Genomic DNA, 19,289 nt, shown 5'->3' on the forward strand with positions numbered 1-19,289 from the left:
TTTGCGCAACGAAGGGCGAGGCGGCTGCGCGGTTGGTTTTCGATGCGCTCGAAGCAACGCGTGGCCGGATGTCGTCCCGGCCGGGCGGCGTTCATGCCGATACGGCTTCGCATCGGAAGGGGCCGCGCTGGATCGGGAGACGGCATGCGGGCAGTGTGGTGCGGGTTTGCGTTAGGCGTGGTGGGGTTGCAGCAGCAGGCGGCGTTGCCGGGCGGGCACGTTGTCATGGCGTGGTTGCTGATTGCGGCGATGTCGGTGGGCGCGGCGGCTGCGATGTTGCGAGGCGGCCGCAGGCGATTCGTTCGTGCTGGTGGCTGGTGCGCCATCTGGATAGCCGCGACCTGCATCGGATTCGTCTATGCGGCGTGGCGCGCCGAGACGCGGCTCGCGTACGAGCTGCCCAAGACGTGGGAAGGGCGCGACATCGACGTGCAGGGCTATATCGAGAACCTGCCCGCCGTGGATGCCAACGGTGTGCGCTTTCAGTTCGCAGTGGAATCCGCGGTGCTCGTGGGCGCGGCGACCGAAGCGACCGAGGTGGCCGAAGCGCAGCGTCTTGCCGCGCCCAAACGCTTTGCGCGGCGCCTGCAGCTTTCGTGGATCGCACGTGACGCGCCGGTGCCGACGCTGGAACCCGGGCAGCGCTGGCGCCTCACGGTGCGGCTCAAACGTCCGCATGGCACGGCGAACTTCGGCGTGCGCGACGCGGAAGCTGCGCTCATTGCGCGCAACGTGCGAGCCACGGGCTACGTGAGCGCCACGCAGAACGCGCAGCGCCTCGCCGGCGACGAACGCGGCGTGGGTATCGCGCTTGAACGCGCACGCATGGCGCTGCGCGAGCGCATCGTCGCAGCACTGGGCGACGCGCCGCATCGCGGCATCGTGGTTGCGCTTGCGAACGGCGCCCAGGATCTCATCGGCGACGAAGACTGGCGGCTGATGCGGCGCACCGGCACGAGCCATCTGGTGGCGGTGTCCGGTCTGCATATCGGTCTGGTGGCCGGCATGGTGGGCTGGCTCGTTGCTGCCTTGTGGCGGCGCTCGTGTTTCGTCGGATGCGACTGGCCGCTGATCGCGCCTGCTCAGAAAGTTGCCGTGGTCGGCGGTGCACTGGCGGCGGCCTTATATGCCGGGCTGGCCGGTTTCAACGTGCCGGCCCAGCGCGCGTTGTGGATGCTTGCCGTGATTGGGCTTGCGTTCGTGAGCGGCCGTCAGGTAGCCCGGTCCACGGCGCTCGCGTGGGCGCTCGGCATCGTGCTGGTGATCGACCCTTGGGCGGTGGTGTCGGCAGGGTTCTGGCTGTCGTTCGGCGCGGTCGCGGCCATCTTCTTCGCGATGTCGCGCACGGTACGGCGACGGGAAGCGGCGTCCGCGCACGCGCTCGATGACGTGGAGCGCGACGTGGATGGACTGCGCAGCCACGACCATCGCCCGCAACGAATGGCGCGACGAATGGCGCAACGAATGGCGCAACGAATGGCGCAACGAATGGCGCAACTCGCAATACGCATTCGGCGAATGAGCGGCGCAGTCGGCGCATGGCTGCGCGAAGGCGCTCACGTGCAGTTCGCCGTGACCATCGCGCTCGCGCCGCTCACGGCCTTGTGGTTTGCGCAGATCCCGCTCATCGGACCGTTTGCGAATGCGTTCGCCATTCCCTGGGTGAGCGTCGTCGTGACGCCCATCGTGCTCGCCGGGTGCGTGCTGCCCGCGCCGCTCGATGCGCTGGCTTTTCGTGCCGCGCACGAATTGCTCGTGTGGCTCGCGGTGGCGCTGCAAGGGGTCTCGCGTCCTGCGTGGGCGCTGCTTCATGTGCCGACGCCCAGCGCCTGGGCGCTCGCCGCCGCGGCGGTGGGCGTGCTCTGGTGCCTCGCGCCGCGCGGCTGGCCGTTACGCTGGGCGGCGCCGCTCGCCTTGCTGCCGTTGCTCGTGCCGCCGCCGTCCGGGCCGGCCGAGGGCGCGTTTCGTCTGACCGCGCTCGACATCGGTCAGGGTTCCTCTGTGCTGATCGAAACGGCGCGGCACACCTTGCTGTTCGACGCTGGGCCCGGGCCCGAATCGACGCGCGCCGGCGAGCGCGTGGTCGTGCCGTACCTCGATGCGAGCGGCGTGCGGCGGCTCGATACGTTGGTGGTGAGCCACGACGACTCCGATCATTCGGGCGGCGCGGCGGCGGTGCTCGACGGTGTCGAGGTGGGGCAGATGCTGGCCGCTGTCGCGCCCTCGCATCCGCTGTGGGCGGCCGCGCGTGCGGCCGGCGCGCAGACCGTGCAGTGCGCGGCGGGGCAGCGCTGGCAGTGGGACGGCGTCGCCTTCGAGATGCTGTGGCCGGATCCCGGCCCGCTGCGCGGCAAGACCAACGAGCATTGCTGCGTGCTGCGCGTGACGGCCGCGGTGCCGGAAAGTTCGGCGATGGGCGCGGCAGCAGGCGCATCGGCGCGGGCCACTTCAAACGCTACGCCAGTGCCTGACCTGCCTGTGCCATCTGCACTCCTCAGCGCGGATGCAGACGCGCAAACCGAACGCGCGCTGATCGCCCGCAACCGCGCCGCCTTGCACGCCCAGGTGCTGGTCGTGCCGCATCACGGCAGCGCGACCTCGTCTACCGAGCCGTTCCTCGATTCCGTCGAGCCGCTCGTCGCGATATTTCAGGTAGGCTATCGCAACCGTTTCCACCACCCGAATCCGCGCGTGCTCGCCCGCTACGAGGCGCGCGACGCGACGCTCACGCGCAGCGACGTGGACGGCGCGGTCAGGCTCGATGTGGCGACGGTTCGACGCGATGACGCGGGCGCGCAGGCACAAAACGCGTCGTCGCTCGTGCCTGAGCGCTATCGCGAGACGCATCGGCGCTACTGGATGGATCGCTAGCGCGAAGGCAGGAGCGAGCAGGTGGAACGGGCCTTCAGGCGCGGCACGGGCAACGCTTCCACGACCGGCGGCGAAGCGCAGCGGGACGCGAAGCATCCGCGAGCACCGTCGAGAACCATCAAGGAGACAACACGCATTTGAAGAACGTCATCCACTTCTCGCACGCGAACGGTTTTCCGGCGCCCACTTACCGGACGCTCTTCGCCGAACTCGCCGACGACTACGAGATCCGCTTCGTCGAGCGCATCGGTCACGACCCGCGGTATCCCGTCACGCGCGACTGGCCGCATCTCGTCGAGGAGCTGCTCGCGGACGTCGAACGTTCGTACGAGCAGCCGGTATGGCTCGTCGGTCATTCGCTGGGCGGGTATCTGTCGCTCATGGCGGCGTTGCGGCGCCCGCAGTGGGTGAGGGGCGTCGTGATGCTCGACTCGCCTGTGATCGCCGGCTGGCGCAGCAGCGTGCTGCGTGTCTCGCAGTGGACCGGGCTCGACGAGCGCCTCTCGCCCGCCGCGGCAACCCGCACGCGCCGCACGCACTGGGCGAGCCGCGACGAGGCGTGGCGGCACTTCCATGCGAAGCCGGCGTTTGCGCGCTGGGACGAGCGCGTGCTGTCCGACTACATCGACTTCGGTATTCCGCAAACGGCGCCCGACGGCGGCCGCTCGCTCGCGTTCGATCGGCGCATCGAATACCTGATCTACCGTACGTTGCCGCATACGCTCGGTGCACGGCTCGCGCATGGTGCGCCGGTGCCGGTCGGGTTCATCGCGGGCACGCGCTCGAAGGAGATTCGCCAGGTGGGACTCGCGGCGACGCAGCTCGCCGCGGGCGGCAACATCGAATGGATGGAAGGCAGCCATCTCTACCCGATGGAGCGGCCCATCGATACCGCGCGCGCGGTGCTCGGCATGCTGCGCCGGCTCGAACGCGAAGGGTAGCGGCGCGTTGCTTCGCGGCACACTTCGCCGCACCCTCGCGTGGTGATTTTTGCGGGGACGGATTCCAGGAAAGGCGAGCCTTTACGGTATAATCCGTTTTTCCCGCGAGCATCCAGCGATGACCAAATATGTTTTCGTCACCGGCGGCGTAGTTTCATCCCTCGGCAAGGGTATTGCCGCCGCCTCTCTCGCCGCGATCCTCGAATCGCGCGGTCTGAAAGTCACCCTCCTCAAGCTCGATCCCTACATCAACGTCGACCCCGGCACGATGAGCCCGTTTCAGCACGGCGAAGTGTTCGTGACGGAAGACGGAGCGGAAACCGACCTCGACCTCGGCCACTACGAGCGCTTCATCAGCACGAAGATGCGCAAGGCCAATAACTTCACCACGGGCCAGATCTACGAATCGGTGATCCGCAAGGAACGCCGCGGCGATTATCTCGGCAAGACGGTGCAGGTCATCCCGCACATTACCAATGAAATCCAGGCGTTCATCGAGCGCGGTGCGGCATCGGCCACGTGTGGCGAGCCGGACGTGGCGATCGTGGAAATCGGCGGCACGGTGGGCGACATCGAATCGCTGCCGTTCCTCGAAGCCGCGCGCCAGATGAGCCTGCGCATGGGCCGCAACAACGCGTGCTTCATCCACCTCACGCTGGTGCCGTTCATCGCGACGGCGGGCGAACTGAAGACCAAGCCCACGCAGCACAGCGTGCAGAAGCTGCGCGAGATCGGTATCTATCCGAATGTGCTGCTGTGCCGCGCCGACCGCCGCATTCCCGACGACGAACGCCAGAAGATTTCGCTCTTCTCGAACGTGCCGCAGGACGCCGTGATTTCGGTGTGGGACGTGGACAGCATCTACAAGATTCCGCAGATGCTGCGCGACCAGGGGCTCGACGCGATCGTGTGCGAGGAACTGAAGCTCTCGCCGAAGCCCGCGGACCTCTCCGTGTGGTCGGAGATGGTCGAGAAGCTCGAGCATCCGAAGCATGAAGTGACCATCGGCATGGTCGGCAAATACGTCGATCTCACCGAGTCGTACAAGTCGCTCATCGAAGCGCTCAAGCACGCGTCGATCCATACGTCGACGAAGGTCAACATCGAGTACATCGACTCCGAGCAGATCGAGACCGAGGGCGTCGAAAGCCTGAAGCGTCTCGACGCGGTGCTCGTGCCGGGCGGCTTCGGCCGGCGCGGTACCGAAGGCAAGATCAAGGCGATCCAGTACGCCCGCGAGGCGAAGGTGCCGTACCTCGGCATCTGCCTCGGCATGCAGCTCGCCGTGATCGAATTCGCGCGTCACGTGGTGGGGCTCAAGGACGCCAACAGCACCGAGTTCGATCCGGAAACGCCGAACCGCGTCGTCGCACTCATTACCGAGTGGTACGACCGCGAAGGCAAGGTCGAAAAGCGCGACGAGGAGTCGGATCTCGGCGGCACCATGCGCCTCGGCTCGCAACGTTGCCCGATCAAGCCGGGCACGATGGCCTCGGAGATCTACGGCAAGGACGTCAACGAGCGTCACCGCCACCGCTACGAGGTCAACAACCGCTTCGTGCCGCAACTGGAGACGGGCGGCCTCGTCATCAGCGCGCGCACGCCGAGCGAAGATCTGCCGGAAATGATGGAGCTGCCGCGCGACCTGCATCCCTGGTTCGTCGGCGTGCAGTTTCACCCCGAGTTCACGTCGACGCCGCGTGACGGCCATCCGCTCTTCAAGGCGTATGTCGAAGCGGCGCTCGCTTGCCAACAGTCGCGCGTCAAGGAGCAGGCATGAAGCTGTGCGGGTTCGAGGTGGGTCTCGACAAGCCGTTTTTCCTGATCGCGGGCACCTGCGTGGTCGAGTCGGAGCAGATGACGATCGACACGGCCGGTCGGCTCAAGGAAATTTGCGCGAAGCTCGGCGTGCCGTTCATCTACAAATCCTCGTACGACAAGGCCAATCGCAGCAGCGGCAAGTCGTTTCGCGGGCTCGGTATGGACGAAGGGCTGCGTATTCTCGGCGAAGTGAAGCGCCAGCTCGGCCTGCCGGTGCTGACCGACGTGCATAGCGAAGCGGAAATCGAACCGGTTGCTTCGGTGGTGGACGTGCTGCAGACGCCGGCGTTTCTGTGCCGTCAGACCGACTTCATCCACGCCTGTGCGCGTTCGGGCAAGCCGGTCAACATCAAGAAGGGCCAGTTCCTCGCGCCGCACGACATGAAGAACGTGATCGACAAGGCGCGCGAAGCGGCCCGCGAAGCGGGGCTCTCCGAAGACCGCTTCCTCGCCTGCGAACGCGGCGTTTCATTCGGTTACAACAATCTCGTGTCCGACATGCGTTCGCTTGCGATCATGCGCGAGACGGGCGCGCCGGTCGTGTTCGACGCCACGCACTCGGTGCAGTTGCCGGGCGGGCAGGGCACGAGTTCGGGCGGTCAGCGTGAGTTCGTGCCGGTGCTCGCACGCGCGGCCGTCGCGACGGGGGTGGCGGGACTCTTCATGGAAACCCACCCGCGCCCGGCCGAGGCGAAGTCGGACGGTCCCAATGCGGTGCCGCTCAACCGCATGGCGGACCTGCTCGAAACGCTGCTCACGCTCGACGAGGCCGTGAAGCGCAAGCCGTTCCTCGAGCACGATTTCAACTGATGCGCGGCCCGCGCGGGCGCGCGGCGTGTGGGGTGCCCGCCGCGAGCCACGTGCGGCAGCGATGCCCGGACGATGTCCGGGTGGTTCGAACGCCGTCGTTGCCGTAAGAATTCAACGTCATTTCCTGAGGAAACCATGAGTGCAATCGTAGACATCATCGGTCGTGAGATTCTGGATTCGCGAGGCAATCCCACTGTCGAATGCGACGTGTTGCTCGAGTCGGGCACGATGGGGCGCGCGGCGGTGCCGTCGGGCGCGTCCACCGGCTCGCGCGAGGCGATCGAACTGCGCGACGGCGAAACCGGCCGCTACGGCGGCAAGGGCGTGCTGAAGGCGGTCGAGCACATCAACACCGAGATTTCCGAGGCAATCATGGGCCTCGACGCATCGGAACAGGCGTTCCTCGACAAGACGCTGCTGGAGCTCGACGGTACCGACAACAAGTCGCGTCTGGGCGCGAACGCACTGCTCGCGGTGTCTATGGCCGTGGCGAAGGCCGCCGCAGAAGAAGCGGGGCTGCCGCTCTACCGCTATTTCGGTGGATCGGGCGCGATGCAACTGCCGGTTCCGATGATGAACATCGTCAACGGCGGCGCGCACGCGAACAACAGCCTCGACATCCAGGAATTCATGATCGTGCCGGTGAGCCAGCCGACCTTCCGCGAAGCGCTGCGTTGCGGCGCGGAAGTGTTCCACGCGCTCAAGAAGATTCTGTCGGACCGCGGCATGAGCACGGCCGTGGGCGACGAAGGCGGTTTCGCGCCGAACTTCGGCAGCAACGACGAATGCCTCTCCACGATTCTCCAGGCCATCGAGAAGGCCGGCTACCGTGCCGGTGAAGACGTGCTGCTCGCGCTCGATTGCGCGGCGAGCGAGTTCTATCACGACGGCAAGTACCAGCTCGCGGGCGAAGGTCTGCAGTTGTCGTCGGCGGAGTTCACCGACTACCTCGCCACGCTGGCCGACAAGTTCCCGATCGTCTCGATCGAAGACGGCATGCACGAAGGCGACTGGGACGGCTGGAAGCTGCTGACCGAGCGCCTCGGCAAGAAGATCCAGCTCGTGGGCGACGACCTCTTCGTTACCAACACGCGCATCCTGAAGGAAGGCATCGAGAAGGGTATCGCGAACTCGATCCTCATCAAGATCAACCAGATCGGCACGCTGACCGAAACGTTCGCCGCCATCGAGATGGCCAAGCGCGCGGGTTACACGGCTGTGATCTCGCACCGCTCGGGCGAAACCGAAGATTCGACCATCGCCGACATCGCGGTGGGCCTGAACGCCGGTCAGATCAAGACCGGTTCGCTCTCGCGCAGCGACCGCATCTCGAAGTACAACCAGCTGCTGCGTATCGAAGAAGACCTCGGCGACATCGCGAGCTACCCGGGCAAGTCGACGTTCTACAATCTGCGTTGATGAACGTCAGCGCCGTTCCTGGTTTTTGATCCTTCCCCGTCGCCCTGCGTATAGCGCAGGGCGACTTGTATTGTCCGGCTCCTTTCATGCGGCTTGTCACTGTCGTTCTGATCATTCTGCTGGTGTTGATCCAGTACCCCCTCTGGTGGGGGCATGGCGGCTGGCTGCGTGTCCATGAACTGCAGCAGCAACTGGCCGAGCAGCAGAAGAAAAACGCTGACGAAAAGCTGCGCAACGAGCGCATTGCCGGCGAGGTGCAGGATCTGCAGAGCGGGACGTCCGCCGTCGAAGAGCGGGCACGCTACGAAATGGGCATGGTGAAGGACAGCGAGGTATTCGTGCAGTTCGTCTCGCCGAATGCGCCGCTGCCTGCATCGAACAACGTGGCGCCGAATACTTCGACGCGCGGGGAAGTTTCGGCGGCGCCCGTGCGTGTGGTGCCGAATCCGGAATCCCGTGCGAAGCCCGACAAGAAACATGCGCGCGCCGCAAAGGACGCGCACGGCAAGAACGTCAAACCGAAGAGCACTGGCTGAACACCGGCAGTGGTGACGCCATCCGTATTGTCACCATCCCCATCCCCAGCCCGGATAGCCGTATCCGATTCCCGTCCCCCAGCCGTGTCCCCACCCGCCGTCGTAGTAGCTGCCGTAGACCGTCATGGGCGCCGGCGGCGAGTAATAGCGCGACCACGTTTCGGCTGCCTGTTCGGCGGCGATGGCGCGGTTCTGGTCGGCGAGCACCTGCTTGTCGATCGCGTCGTAACGTTGTCGTTCTTGTGGCGTCAATGCCTGGGCGCCTGTTGGCACGCCGGACTGGTCGGCGGGCAGGCGGCTATAGATGGGCGAGGGGCCCGGCGGGTCCATCATGCAGCCGCTCAAGGCGACTGCCACGCCCAGCGTCGACAGGGCGAAGCGCGTACGCAGCGCGAGCGAGGGACGGTTGTGAGCATTCATGGCGACCTCCATCGGTCGGACGCCTAAACAAGATCACCCCGCGAGGCGCCGCCGTTTAACACTTTCTGTTGCTTCCGCGGTGTCCTGACGGACTGAGCGGAAGCGATGCGCATTCGTGCCGGTTCAGCGCAGCAGTTCAGTGCCGCTGTCCGGCCGCAGGCGCGACTCCTTCTGAGAGACCGCTCGCGACGAAAAGTTGCGCGACGTCCACCGGGTCGAATTCATACCGCTGATTACAGAAGTCGCAATGAATTTCGACGTGGCCGCGTTCCTCGATCACGCTGTCCACTTCCGGGCGGCCCAGCATCTTGAGCATGGCGCCCACCTTTTCGCGAGAACACGAACACTCGAAGCGCGCCGGCGCCGGATCGAAATGGCGCACGTTCTCCTGCCAGAAGAGCCTGCGGAACACCGTCTGCGGCTCTTCCTTCAGCAGTTCTTCCTGCGAGAGCGTATTGCCGAGCGTGCACACGCGCTCCCACGTGTCGGCGTCGAGTTCGCCGGGATGCGGCACGATCCCGCCGTCGCCGGGCAGTTTCTGCAGCAGCATGCCGACCGCGCGTTCGGTGTTCGCTGCGAGCCAAAGGCGTGTGTCCAACTGCTCGGAGTGGTGCATGTAGTGCTCGAGCACGGCCGCGACAGACTGCAGCGGACCGTCTTCGCCGTTGAGCGGCACGATGCCCTGATAAGGCTGCTGTCCTGGCACCTTGTTGTGCGGATCCAGCGTGATCACGCAACGGCCATTGCCGTTGACGTTCACGAGATCGACAAGGCTTGCTTCTTCGCCGATTACATTTGGCGTGGCGTCTCCGTAGCGTGCCGTGGCACGCATCGACAGCTCCGAATTGCACTGCACGACCAGCATCTTGACGGGCCCGTCGCCGAAGATCTGCATGATCAGCGTGCCGTCGAACTTCAGATTGGCGCACAGCAGCGCGCACGCGGCCATCATTTCGCCAAGCACGGTCTGCACGGGCGCAGGGTACGTCCGGCGCGTCAGTACTTCCTGCCACGTATTGCGCAGCGAGACGATCTCGCCGCGCACCGGGGCCGCACTGAACATGAATTTCTGCAACTGGTCGCTCACAATATTTCCTTCGCTGAATTACACGGCGTTGCGCTGCCTGCGCGCGGTGCCGTTGTCTTGCCTGTTCCTTGCCGGCGAGGCCTGCGGGATGCCCCGGACACGGATGATGTGTCGTGGTCAGGCGGCCCGCATCGGCACTAGCCGATCCGCACGAGGTTCGCCTTGAACCAGGCGCGGCGTTCCGCATAGTTGTCTGCGTTGCGGCGCAGCTTTGCGATGTCTTCCTCCGTTAGCTCGCGCACCACCTTGGCAGGCGCACCGAGGATGAGCGAGTTGTCGGGGAACACCTTGCCTTCCGTCACCACGGCGCCGGCACCCACCAGACAGTTGCGGCCGATCACCGCGCCATTCAAGACCACGGCCTGAATGCCGATCAGCGCGCCTTCCTTGATCGTGCAGCCGTGCAGCATGGCCTGATGGCCGACCGTCACGCCGGCTTCGATCGAGAGCGGATAACCGGGGTCGGTATGCAGCACCGCGCCTTCCTGGACGTTGCTGCCGCGGCCGATCGTGATCGGTTCGTTGTCGCCGCGGATAGCCGCGCCGAACCAGACGCTCGAATTTTCGTCCAGCGTGACTTTGCCGATGACGGTCGCCGTGTCCGCGACGAACACGCTTTCGTGGATGGTCGGGGCGGCGTCGCCAAGCTTGTAGATTGCCACGGGAAACTGTCTCCTTCAGATGGGATGGGGGCGCCGCTGGTTGGACGCGCGGGGCGCTGCAAGGTCAATCCCGTATTGTAAATGGATGCGTGAAGAGGCCGTCTGGCACAATGCCGCCGTGCGCCGCCGCGCCCGTTTTCCATCTGGCTGCCGTATGAATTCCGCCCGTCCCGACTCAAATTCCCCGGCCGTCGTCGCTGCGAGCCATGGTGAGGAAGCGGCTTTGCCGGCTGTTTCCCGTTCCGCCCCTTGCGCCAGCGGGCAGGGTGGGGCCGCCTGCTCGGCCGCCGCGAATGCTTTCGGCTCCGGGCTTCAGGTGACGTGCGCCCGCGCCGTTGCGCTGACTGTACTGACAGAGTGCGACCCGGCGACGAAGGCCCGGGCAGCAAGCGCGCTGTACGCAAGCGTGCTTGCCGGTACCGCCCAATGCGACCCGGCGCGAACGTTCGACGAACCGGCTGCGCTGCCGGGCCGCCCCGCACGGCCCGAACTGGTCGAACCCCGGTTACTCCAGCGGCGCAGCATGCGCACCGTAGAGGGGCGGGCGGTCCTGCTGCACGCGCTTGCGCATATCGAGTTCAACGCGATCAATCTTGCGCTCGATGCTGTCTGGCGCTTTGCCGGCATGCCCGAGCGCTTTTATCGCGACTGGCTGAAGGTTGCTGCCGAAGAGGCGCATCATTTTTCGCTGCTTGCCGCGCGGCTAGCCGACTTCGGCGCGACCTACGGCGACTTTCCCGCCCACGACGGTCTGTGGGAAATGTGCGAACGCACGCGCGACGATGTGCTGGCCCGCATGGCGCTCGTGCCGCGCACGCTGGAGGCGCGCGGCCTCGACGCGTCGCCGCCCATTCGCGCGCGCCTCGTCCAGGCGGGCGACCATGCCTCCGCCGCCATCCTCGATGTGATCCTGCGCGACGAAGTGGGGCACGTTCTGATCGGAAACCATTGGTTCCGGCACCTGTGTGCGGAGCGGCGGCTCGATCCGCACGAGACCTGGCTCGCGCTGGCCGAGCGCTACAAGGCCCCGCGCCTGCGTGGTCCATTCAATTTCGACGCCCGGCGCGAGGCCGGATTCGACGAGGCGGAGCTGACCGCGCTGACAAAGCTCGCCGCCGGTGAAGACGCTGCTGGCGGAGATGGCTGAAAAAAGCGACGGGCAACCGGCGCAGCAGCACATCGAAGCCACAAAAAAGCGGTGCCCGGCGCCGGCTACTCGCTACCGCTATAATCGAACGATCATTCTTTTTTGCGGCAGGCGCACATGAATACTCCCCAGTCCGATTTCGTCACCGTCCGCGGCGTCCGTTTGCACACCTTGCGCTGGGGCCGCCCCGACGCCCCAACGCTGTTCATGTTGCACGGCTGGATGGACGTCGCCGCGTCGTTCCAGTTCGTCGTCGATGCCTTGGGCGGCGACTGGCAGGTCATCGCGCCCGACGCGCGCGGATTCGGCCTCTCCGACTGGCCGGTCGCCGAGCGCGGGGGCGGCACTTACTGGTTCCAGGAGTATCTCGCCGACCTTGACGCGTTGCTCGATCACTACGCGCCCGAGGGGCAGGTGAATCTCGTCGGGCACAGCATGGGCGCCAACGTGGTGTGCCTGTATGCGGGCGTGCGGCCGGAACGCGTGCGGCGCGTCGTGGATCTGGAAGGCTTCGGTCTCGCGCCGGCCCGTGCCGCGCAGTCGCCGGGACGGCTGCGCGCCTGGCTCGACGATCTGCGTGAGCCGTCAGCGCTGCGCCGCTACGCGTCGCTCGACGACGTCGCTGCGCGCCTCATCAAGACCAATCCGCGTCTGCACCCTGCGCGTGCGGGTTTTCTCGCGCGCCACTGGTCGAAGCCGGACGGCGAGGGCGGCTACATGCTGCTCGCCGACCCCGCCCACAAGCTGCGTGGGCCGCTGCTGTACCGGCTCGACGAAGTCATGGCGGTGTGGTCGAAGGTCGCCGCGAAGGTGCTTCATGTGGAGGCCGCTGCTTCGCCCACGCTCGCGCAATTGGCAGGCGACATTCCGCTCGACGAATTCAAGGCGCGTTTCCGCGCGTTTCCCGACTGGCGCGAGAAGATCATCGACGACGCCGGTCATATGGTTCATCACGATCAGCCCGAACAGGTCGCCGCGCTGATCGAAGCGTTCTGCGCGTGAGGCTGGGAATACGAGTTTGTGCGAGTTTGTGCGCATAAGGATTGCTTCGCGAACCGAGGTGGCACGATGGAGGCATATCGGGGCACCGCCCGCCTCGCGGCGGAGCCTGCCTTGCCTCAACCGCGCTTACTGCATTGCAGTAGAATGATTGCTTAACTTTTTTCCTTCCCAATGAACGCTGACCTGCACTGCCATTCGACCGTTTCAGACGGCCAGCTCGCGCCCGCCGTCGTGGCGCAGCGCGCGCACACGGGCGGTGTCACGCTGTGGTCGCTGACCGATCACGACGAGGTCGGCGGCCAGGCGCAGGCGCGCGAAGCTGCCGCGGCGCTTGGCATGCGGTATCTGTCTGGTGTGGAGATTTCGGTCACCTGGGCATCGCGCACGGTGCACATCGTGGGGCTCAACATCGATCCGCAGAACGATGATCTCGTGGCGGGCCTTGCGCGCACGCGAAACGGACGCGCAGCGCGTGCCGAGGCCATCGCCGAGCGGCTCGCCGAACTCGGCATACCGGACGCCTACGCGGGCGCACTCGAATTCGTCTCGAATCCCGATCTGATTTCGCGTACCCATTTCGCGCGCTTCATGGTCGAGAAGGGCCATGCCGCCTCGACTCAGGACGCGTTTACCCGCTTTCTCGGCGACGGCAAGCCCGGTTACGTGCCGCATCGGTGGGCCAAACTCGAGGACGCCCTCCGGTGGATCAAAGGCGCGGGCGGTGAGGCCGTGATCGCGCACCCGGGCCGCTACGCCTATTCGCCGCTGGAGTTCGACGCGCTTTTCGGCGAATTCATCGACTTAGGCGGCAAGGCGATCGAAGTGGTGACCGGCAGCCACACGCCGGACCAGTACGCCGAATACGCCGCCGTGGCGCGTCGTTACGGTTTCGAAGCGTCGCGCGGGTCGGACTTCCACGCGCCGGGACCGGACAGCATCGAACTCGGCAGCCTGCCGCCGTTGCCCGACTACCTGACACCGGTCTGGGAACGCTGGCTGTGATGGCGTGCTGCGAACGGCGCGCCCGTTCGTCCGTCTTTGCCCATCTTTGCCTGTCTTCAGCCGGCGCGCTCGCCCATCGGTCCGGCCGACATCAGTCGGCACGGCTGGGGAGCGTCCCGCAGCGGACTTCCTGAACTCCGACCCATGTCCCAATACTTCCGGCTTCACCCCGACAATCCGCAGCCGCGGCTCGTCAAGCAGGCGGTGCAGATCATCAACGACGGCGGCCTCGTCGCGCTGCCTACCGATTCGAGCTACGCGCTCGCCTGCCATCTCGACGACAAGCAGGCCGTCGAGCGCCTGCGGCGCATTCGTGGACTCGACGAACGTCAGCTGCTTTCGCTGCTCGTGCGCGATCTCTCGGAACTCGCGAACTTCGCCATGGTGGACAACCGCCAGTACCGGCTGATCAAGTCGGTCACGCCGGGCCCGTATGTGTTCGTGCTGCAGGCGACGAAGGAAGTGCCGCGGCGGCTCTCGCATCCGTCGCGCAAGACCATCGGCCTGCGCGTGCCCGATCACGCGATTACGCTCGCGATCCTCGAGGAACTCGGTCAGCCGCTCATCGGCTCCACGCTGATTGTGCCGCCCGACACCGCGCCGCTCAACGATCCCGAGGAAATCCGCGAGCGGCTCGAAAAGCAGATCGATCTCGTCATCGACGGCGGCGCGTGTCCGTGCGAGCCGTCCACGGTGATCGATCTGACGGGCGAAACGCCGGTGCTCGTGCGCGCGGGCCGCGGTAGTCTCGCGCCGTTCGGGCTCGAAGAGACGGCATGAGGGCGCCGCCCGGATACAATAGCCCGCTATGGATTCTTCCTTGATACAGACCATCGTCGTCTACGCGCTGCCCGTCATCTTCGCCATCACGCTGCACGAGGCGGCCCACGGCTACGTCGCACGCCTGCTGGGCGACAACACCGCCTACATGATGGGCCGCGTGTCGTTCAACCCGATGCGGCACATCGATCCGCTCGGCACCATCGCGATCCCGCTCGTGCTGTATTTCCTGACCAGCGGCGCGTTCATGTTCGGCTATGCCAAGCCCGTGCCCGTCACGTTCCGCAATCTGCGCGATCCGCGCTGGGGTAGCCTGTGGGTCGCACTCGCGGGGCCCGCGTGCAACTTCATCCAGGCGCTCATCTGGGGCGTGTTCGGCGTGGTGCTCGCGGTGCTGGCCGTCGACGAGCCGTTCTTCACGCGCATGGCCGCGGCCGGCGTGGGTGTCAATCTCGTGCTCGGTGTGCTGAACCTGTTTCCGCTGCCGCCGCTCGACGGCGGCCGCGTCCTCGCCGCGCTGCTGCCGGCGCGCCCGTCGATTGCGCTTTCCCGCCTCGAGCCTTATGGCTTTTTCATCGTGATGGCGCTCGTGGTCACCGGCGTGCTGACGAGGTTCTGGCTTCAGCCACTCGTCGCGCTGGGCTACGCCGCGATCACCGCGATTCTGACTCCCCTTGTTTCGCTCTTTTCATAACACCATGTTCCCAGACCGTATCTTCTCCGGCATGCGACCCACGGGGTCGCTGCACCTCGGCCACTACCACGGCGTGCTGAAAAACTGGGTTCGGCTGCAGTCCGAGTACCCGTGCTTCTTCTGCGTGGTCGACTGGCACGCGCTCACTACGCACTACGAAACGCCGGAGGTGATCGAGGGGAACGTCTGGGAAGTACTGATCGACTGGCTCGCCTCGGGCATCGATCCGGCCCAGGCCACGCTCTTCATCCAGAGCCGGGTGCCCGAACACGCGGAACTCGCGCTGCTGCTCGGCATGAGCACGCCGCTCGGCTGGCTCGAACGCGTGCCGACCTACAAGGAGCAGATGGAGAAGCTCAAGGACAAGGACCTCTCGACCTACGGCTTTCTCGGCTATCCGGTGCTGATGGCGGCGGACATTCTGCTGTACCGCGCCTCGCTCGTGCCCGTGGGCGAGGACCAGGTGCCGCACGTCGAGATGACGCGCGAGATCGCGCGCCGCTTCAACTACATGTACGGCCGCGAGCCGGGCTTCGAGGAGAAGGCGCTCGAAGCGGCGAAGAAGCTCGGGGGCAAGCGCGCCAAGCTCTACCACGAACTGCGCAACGCGTACCAGCAGGAGGGTGACGACGAGGCGCTCGAACAGGCGCGCGCCATGCTGCAGGAGTCGCAGAGCCTTTCGATGAACGACCGCGAGCGGCTGTTCGGCTATCTGGAAGGCGCACGCAAGATCATCCTGCCCGAGCCGCAGGCGCTGCTCACCGAAGCGTCGCGCATGCCGGGTCTCGACGGCCAGAAGATGTCGAAGTCGTACGGCAACACCATCGGCCTGCGTGAAGATGCCGAAACGATCACGAAGAAAGTGCGTACCATGCCGACCGACCCGGCGCGCGTGCGTCGCACCGACCCGGGCGATCCGGACAAGTGCCCGGTCTGGCAACTGCATCAGGTCTATACGGACGAGACGACGCACGAATGGGTGCAGAAGGGCTGTCGCTCAGCGGGCATCGGTTGCCTGGAGTGCAAGCAGCCGGTGATCGAAGGCATTCTGCGCGAGCAGCAGCCGATGCTCGAGCGCGCGCAGAAGTACATGGACGACCCGTCGCTGCTGCGCGCGATTGTCGCCGACGGCTGCGACAAGGCCCGCAAGTTCGCCACCGAGACGATGCGCGACGTCCGCGAGGCCATGGGTCTCGCGTACAGCTGATAAATGGCTTCGATGTCCGGCTGTGGGGCGAATCCCGGTGGCGCGAGCGGCGGCCGCGCGTCTGCCGACGGCTCGCTGGCCGCAGCGCCCGAGCCGTCGCGCTGGGTGCGCCGCTGGGCGCATCTCGTGAGCCCCGGTGGCCCGGTGCTCGACGTTGCATGCGGCAGCGGACGGCACGCGCGCTGGTTCGCCTCGCGCGGCCATCCTGTCCTCGCCATCGACCGCGACGCCGCGGCGCTCGCCGCCTTGCGCGATGAGGCCGGCATCGTGACCGTGCAGGCCGACATCGAGAACGGCCCATGGCCCCTCGACGATGGCCGGAAGTTTGCCGCCGTGATCGTCACGAACTATCTGCACCGGCCGCTCTTCGCACGCTTGCTGGATTCGCTTGCGCCGGGCGGGGTGCTGCTCTACGAAACCTTCGCGCAGGGCAACGAGACGGTGGGCAAGCCGTCGAATCCCGCGTTTTTGCTCGCGCCGGGTGAACTGCTCGATGTGGTGCGGCCGCGTCTGCGTGTGGTCGCCTTTCAGGACGGTTTTCTCGCCATGCCCCGGGCGGCGTTCGTGCAGCGGATCTGCGCAGTTCTGGTGCCAGAACGGCACGCCGACTCCGCGGAATCCTTACCTCCCGCTCGTTACGATCTGGCTGGCTAATCCGTTACAATCCCGGTTTATCCGATTAATTTGACTGGCGTTTCATGGCTAACGGCACTCAGGACGGCATTATTTTCCGCGGCAGCATCCCCGCGATCGTCACCCCCATGCACGAAGACGGCAGCCTCGACCTGCCGGCGTTCCGCAAGCTGATCGACTGGCATGTGGAAGAGGGCACGGATGCGCTGGTAGTCGTGGGGACAAGCGGCGAATCCGCCACGCTGTCGGTCGAAGAACACATCCTGATGGTCAAGACCGCGGTGGAGCACACGGCGGGCCGCATTCCCGTGATCGCGGGCTCGGGCGGCAATTCGACGACCGAGGCCATCGAGCTGACCGAGCGGGCCAAGGCCGTAGGCGCCGACGCCACGCTGCAGGTGGTGCCGTACTACAACAAGCCTACGCAGGAAGGCATCTATCGCCACTTCCGCAAGATTGCCGAGACGGTGGACCTGCCGGTCATCCTGTACAACGTGCCGGGGCGTACGGTGGCCGATATGTCGAACGAGACGATTCTGCGTCTCGCCGACGTGCCCGGCATCGTGGGGGTGAAGGACGCGACGGGCAATATCGACCGCGCGGCGCATCTCATCAAGGCCGCGCCGGCCGGTTTCTCGATTTTCAGTGGTGACGACCCCACCGCGATCGCGCTGATGCTGCTGGGCGGCCACGGCAATATTTCCGTGACGGCCAACGTGGCACCGCGCGCCATGAGCGACCTGTGCAAGGCCGCGCTTGCCTGCGACGTCAAGACGGCACGCGCCATCCACCTGAAGCTGCTTTCGCTGCACAAGAACCTGTTCATCGAATCGAACCCGATTCCGGTGAAGTGGGCACTCGAGGCGCTGGGGCGCATCGAAGGCGGTATCCGGCTGCCGCTCACGCCGCTCGACGCCCGCTATCACGAGGTCGTGCGCGCCGCGCTGCGTGAGGCCGGACTTTCCGGCGTGTCCGGCGCATTGGCCTGAACCCGGCCGCAGGTAGCGTAGCCCAGGTTGCATGGTATTCCCCGCCCGGCATTCCTCTAACCGACGTCGACACCGCTCTCGTTCCGTATCGAGCAAGGCACCGCGTTCCAGCATCACGAAGGACCCCATGAAACGTTCCGTATTTTCTCTGAACGCAGCCCGCATGGCGGCGCTGGCGCTCGCCCTTGGTTCGCTCGCCGGTTGCGAGTCGCTGAACGACTGGTTCGCGTCCGACCGCGTCAACTACAAGGACACGCCTAGCGCGCCCGCGCTCAGCGTGCCGAAGGACCTGTCGGCTGCGCAGCAGGATCAGCGCTACGTCGCGCCGCCCGCGAGCCTTGCGCTCGGCGGCGCACCGCAACGCGCCGTCACGGCGGCCGGCAACGCCACAGAAGGCACGCCGAACGCGCAGGATCCGCTCGGCATGCACGTGGAGCGCGACGGCGACCGCCGCTGGCTCGTGGTGGACGGGCGTACGCCGGAACAGCTGTGGCCGCAGCTTCAGGCGTTCTGGCAGGAGAACGGTTTCACGCTGACCACGGACGCGCCGGCCACCGGCATCATGTCGACCGACTGGGCGGAAAACCGCGCGAACATTCCCGACGACTGGTTCCGCCGCACGATTGGCCGCGTGATCGACTTCGCCTATTCGTCGGGCACGCGCGACCGTTTCCGCACCCTCGTGTCGCGCGGACCGAATGGCGCAACCGACATCTCCATTACGCACAGCTCGATGGAAGAAGTGCTGACGGGCCAGGACAAGACCTCGTCGCGCTGGGTGGAGCGTCCGCGGGATCCGGCACTCGAAGCCTCGTTCCTCTCGAAGCTGATGCAGAAATTCGGTCTGACCGATGCACAGTCGAAGCAACTGCTGACGGACGCCCGCACCAGCACGGCGCCGGCGCAGCTCGACAAGAGCGCGGGTGCCGCGACGCTCGATCTGGCCGAATCGTTCGACCGTGCCTGGCTGCGCGTCGGCCTGGCGTTGGACCGCACCAACTTCACCGTGGACAACCGCGATCGCACGAAGGGCATCTACTACGTGCGCTATGCAGACTCGATGGAGGAACTCAAGGGCGAGGGTCTCCTCGGCAAGCTGTTCTACAGCGGATCGAAGTCGAGGAAGCCGGGCCAGGAGTTCATGGTCAACGTGCGAGCCAAGGGCGACGCGCTGACGCAAGTGGCCGTGGTGGACGCCAATGGCCAGGTCGACACGTCGTCGGAAGCGCAGCGCATCGTGTCGCTGCTTCACGCTCAACTCAATTAAG

Annotated in this window: 18 protein-coding genes; 15 read left to right on the plus strand and 3 right to left on the minus strand. The window is 65.9% G+C overall.

Annotation, left to right across the window (positions count from 1 at the left end; translation table 11 throughout):
• Window positions 1-144 precede the first annotated feature (144 nt).
• From P2869_RS06635 to ftsB, 6 genes are all read left to right on the plus strand, one after another.
• Window positions 145-2,871: a ComEC/Rec2 family competence protein gene (locus P2869_RS06635; protein ID WP_277597816.1), complete on the plus strand. Its 2,727-nt coding sequence runs from the start codon at window positions 145-147 to the stop codon at window positions 2,869-2,871.
• Between the two features lie 137 nt (window positions 2,872-3,008).
• Entirely contained in the window at window positions 3,009-3,812 is an 804-nt protein-coding gene (locus P2869_RS06640) for an alpha/beta hydrolase (RefSeq protein WP_017778009.1), read from the plus strand.
• A 118-nt stretch (window positions 3,813-3,930) separates the two neighbouring features.
• Window positions 3,931-5,592: a CTP synthase gene (locus tag P2869_RS06645; protein ID WP_017778010.1), complete on the plus strand. Its 1,662-nt coding sequence runs from the start codon at window positions 3,931-3,933 to the stop codon at window positions 5,590-5,592.
• Window positions 5,589-6,443, plus strand: coding sequence for a 3-deoxy-8-phosphooctulonate synthase (kdsA, locus tag P2869_RS06650; RefSeq protein WP_126875731.1), 855 nt, complete (start codon window positions 5,589-5,591; stop codon window positions 6,441-6,443). The genes P2869_RS06645 and kdsA overlap by 4 nt, the downstream gene beginning before the upstream one ends.
• A 135-nt stretch (window positions 6,444-6,578) precedes the next feature.
• On the plus strand, window positions 6,579-7,862 hold the full coding sequence (gene eno / locus P2869_RS06655; RefSeq protein ID WP_017778012.1) for a phosphopyruvate hydratase: 1,284 nt from the start codon (window positions 6,579-6,581) through the stop codon (window positions 7,860-7,862).
• 86 nt (window positions 7,863-7,948) lie between these two features.
• Window positions 7,949-8,398 carry a cell division protein FtsB gene (ftsB, locus tag P2869_RS06660; RefSeq protein ID WP_126875730.1) on the plus strand — a complete coding sequence of 150 codons (450 nt, stop codon included), beginning with the start codon at window positions 7,949-7,951 and terminating at the stop codon, window positions 8,396-8,398.
• 30 nt (window positions 8,399-8,428) lie between these two features.
• On the opposite strand, the gene P2869_RS06665 is transcribed toward ftsB, so the two are convergent.
• From P2869_RS06665 to P2869_RS06675, 3 genes are all read right to left on the minus strand, one after another.
• A complete protein-coding gene (locus tag P2869_RS06665) occupies window positions 8,429-8,818 on the minus strand; it encodes a hypothetical protein (RefSeq protein ID WP_017778014.1) in 390 nt (129 codons plus the stop codon).
• A gap of 136 nt (window positions 8,819-8,954) precedes the next feature.
• Window positions 8,955-9,905, minus strand: a complete 951-nt coding sequence (gene hslO / locus P2869_RS06670) for an Hsp33 family molecular chaperone HslO (protein ID WP_042301048.1) — start codon at window positions 9,903-9,905, stop codon at window positions 8,955-8,957.
• A 137-nt stretch (window positions 9,906-10,042) separates the two neighbouring features.
• Window positions 10,043-10,567: a gamma carbonic anhydrase family protein gene (locus P2869_RS06675; protein ID WP_017778016.1), complete on the minus strand. Its 525-nt coding sequence runs from the start codon at window positions 10,565-10,567 to the stop codon at window positions 10,043-10,045.
• Between the two features lie 85 nt (window positions 10,568-10,652).
• On the opposite strand from P2869_RS06675, the gene P2869_RS06680 reads away from it, so the two are divergent.
• The 9 genes from P2869_RS06680 to bamC all read left to right on the plus strand — a co-directional run bounded on the left by P2869_RS06680 (window position 10,653) and on the right by bamC (window position 19,288).
• Window positions 10,653-11,714, plus strand: coding sequence for a ferritin-like domain-containing protein (locus tag P2869_RS06680; RefSeq protein ID WP_346833741.1), 1,062 nt, complete (start codon window positions 10,653-10,655; stop codon window positions 11,712-11,714).
• 117 nt (window positions 11,715-11,831) lie between these two features.
• Window positions 11,832-12,716: an alpha/beta hydrolase gene (locus P2869_RS06685; protein WP_017778018.1), complete on the plus strand. Its 885-nt coding sequence runs from the start codon at window positions 11,832-11,834 to the stop codon at window positions 12,714-12,716.
• Between the two features lie 171 nt (window positions 12,717-12,887).
• Window positions 12,888-13,718, plus strand: a complete 831-nt coding sequence (locus P2869_RS06690; RefSeq protein ID WP_277597817.1) for a 3',5'-nucleoside bisphosphate phosphatase — start codon at window positions 12,888-12,890, stop codon at window positions 13,716-13,718.
• Between the two features lie 144 nt (window positions 13,719-13,862).
• The gene (locus P2869_RS06695; RefSeq protein ID WP_277597818.1) at window positions 13,863-14,498 is read left to right on the plus strand and encodes an L-threonylcarbamoyladenylate synthase; all 636 of its coding nucleotides are present in this window, start codon (window positions 13,863-13,865) and stop codon (window positions 14,496-14,498) included.
• Window positions 14,499-14,526: 28 nt separating this feature from the next.
• Entirely contained in the window at window positions 14,527-15,192 is a 666-nt protein-coding gene (locus P2869_RS06700) for a site-2 protease family protein (RefSeq protein ID WP_277597819.1), read from the plus strand.
• Between the two features lie 4 nt (window positions 15,193-15,196).
• Window positions 15,197-16,399, plus strand: a complete 1,203-nt coding sequence (locus tag P2869_RS06705; RefSeq protein WP_026122090.1) for a tryptophan--tRNA ligase — start codon at window positions 15,197-15,199, stop codon at window positions 16,397-16,399.
• A gap of 3 nt (window positions 16,400-16,402) precedes the next feature.
• Window positions 16,403-17,053, plus strand: a complete 651-nt coding sequence (locus P2869_RS06710) for a class I SAM-dependent methyltransferase (protein ID WP_277597820.1) — start codon at window positions 16,403-16,405, stop codon at window positions 17,051-17,053.
• Window positions 17,054-17,097: 44 nt separating this feature from the next.
• Window positions 17,098-18,021 carry a 4-hydroxy-tetrahydrodipicolinate synthase gene (gene dapA / locus P2869_RS06715; protein ID WP_277597821.1) on the plus strand — a complete coding sequence of 308 codons (924 nt, stop codon included), beginning with the start codon at window positions 17,098-17,100 and terminating at the stop codon, window positions 18,019-18,021.
• Window positions 18,022-18,148: 127 nt separating this feature from the next.
• On the plus strand, window positions 18,149-19,288 hold the full coding sequence (gene bamC / locus P2869_RS06720; RefSeq protein ID WP_026122092.1) for an outer membrane protein assembly factor BamC: 1,140 nt from the start codon (window positions 18,149-18,151) through the stop codon (window positions 19,286-19,288).
• The last annotated feature ends 1 nt before the right edge of the window (window position 19,289 follow it).

This window comes from Paraburkholderia sp. SUR17, assembly GCF_029536165.1.
In the GTDB taxonomy this organism is placed as follows: domain Bacteria; phylum Pseudomonadota; class Gammaproteobacteria; order Burkholderiales; family Burkholderiaceae; genus Paraburkholderia; species Paraburkholderia kururiensis.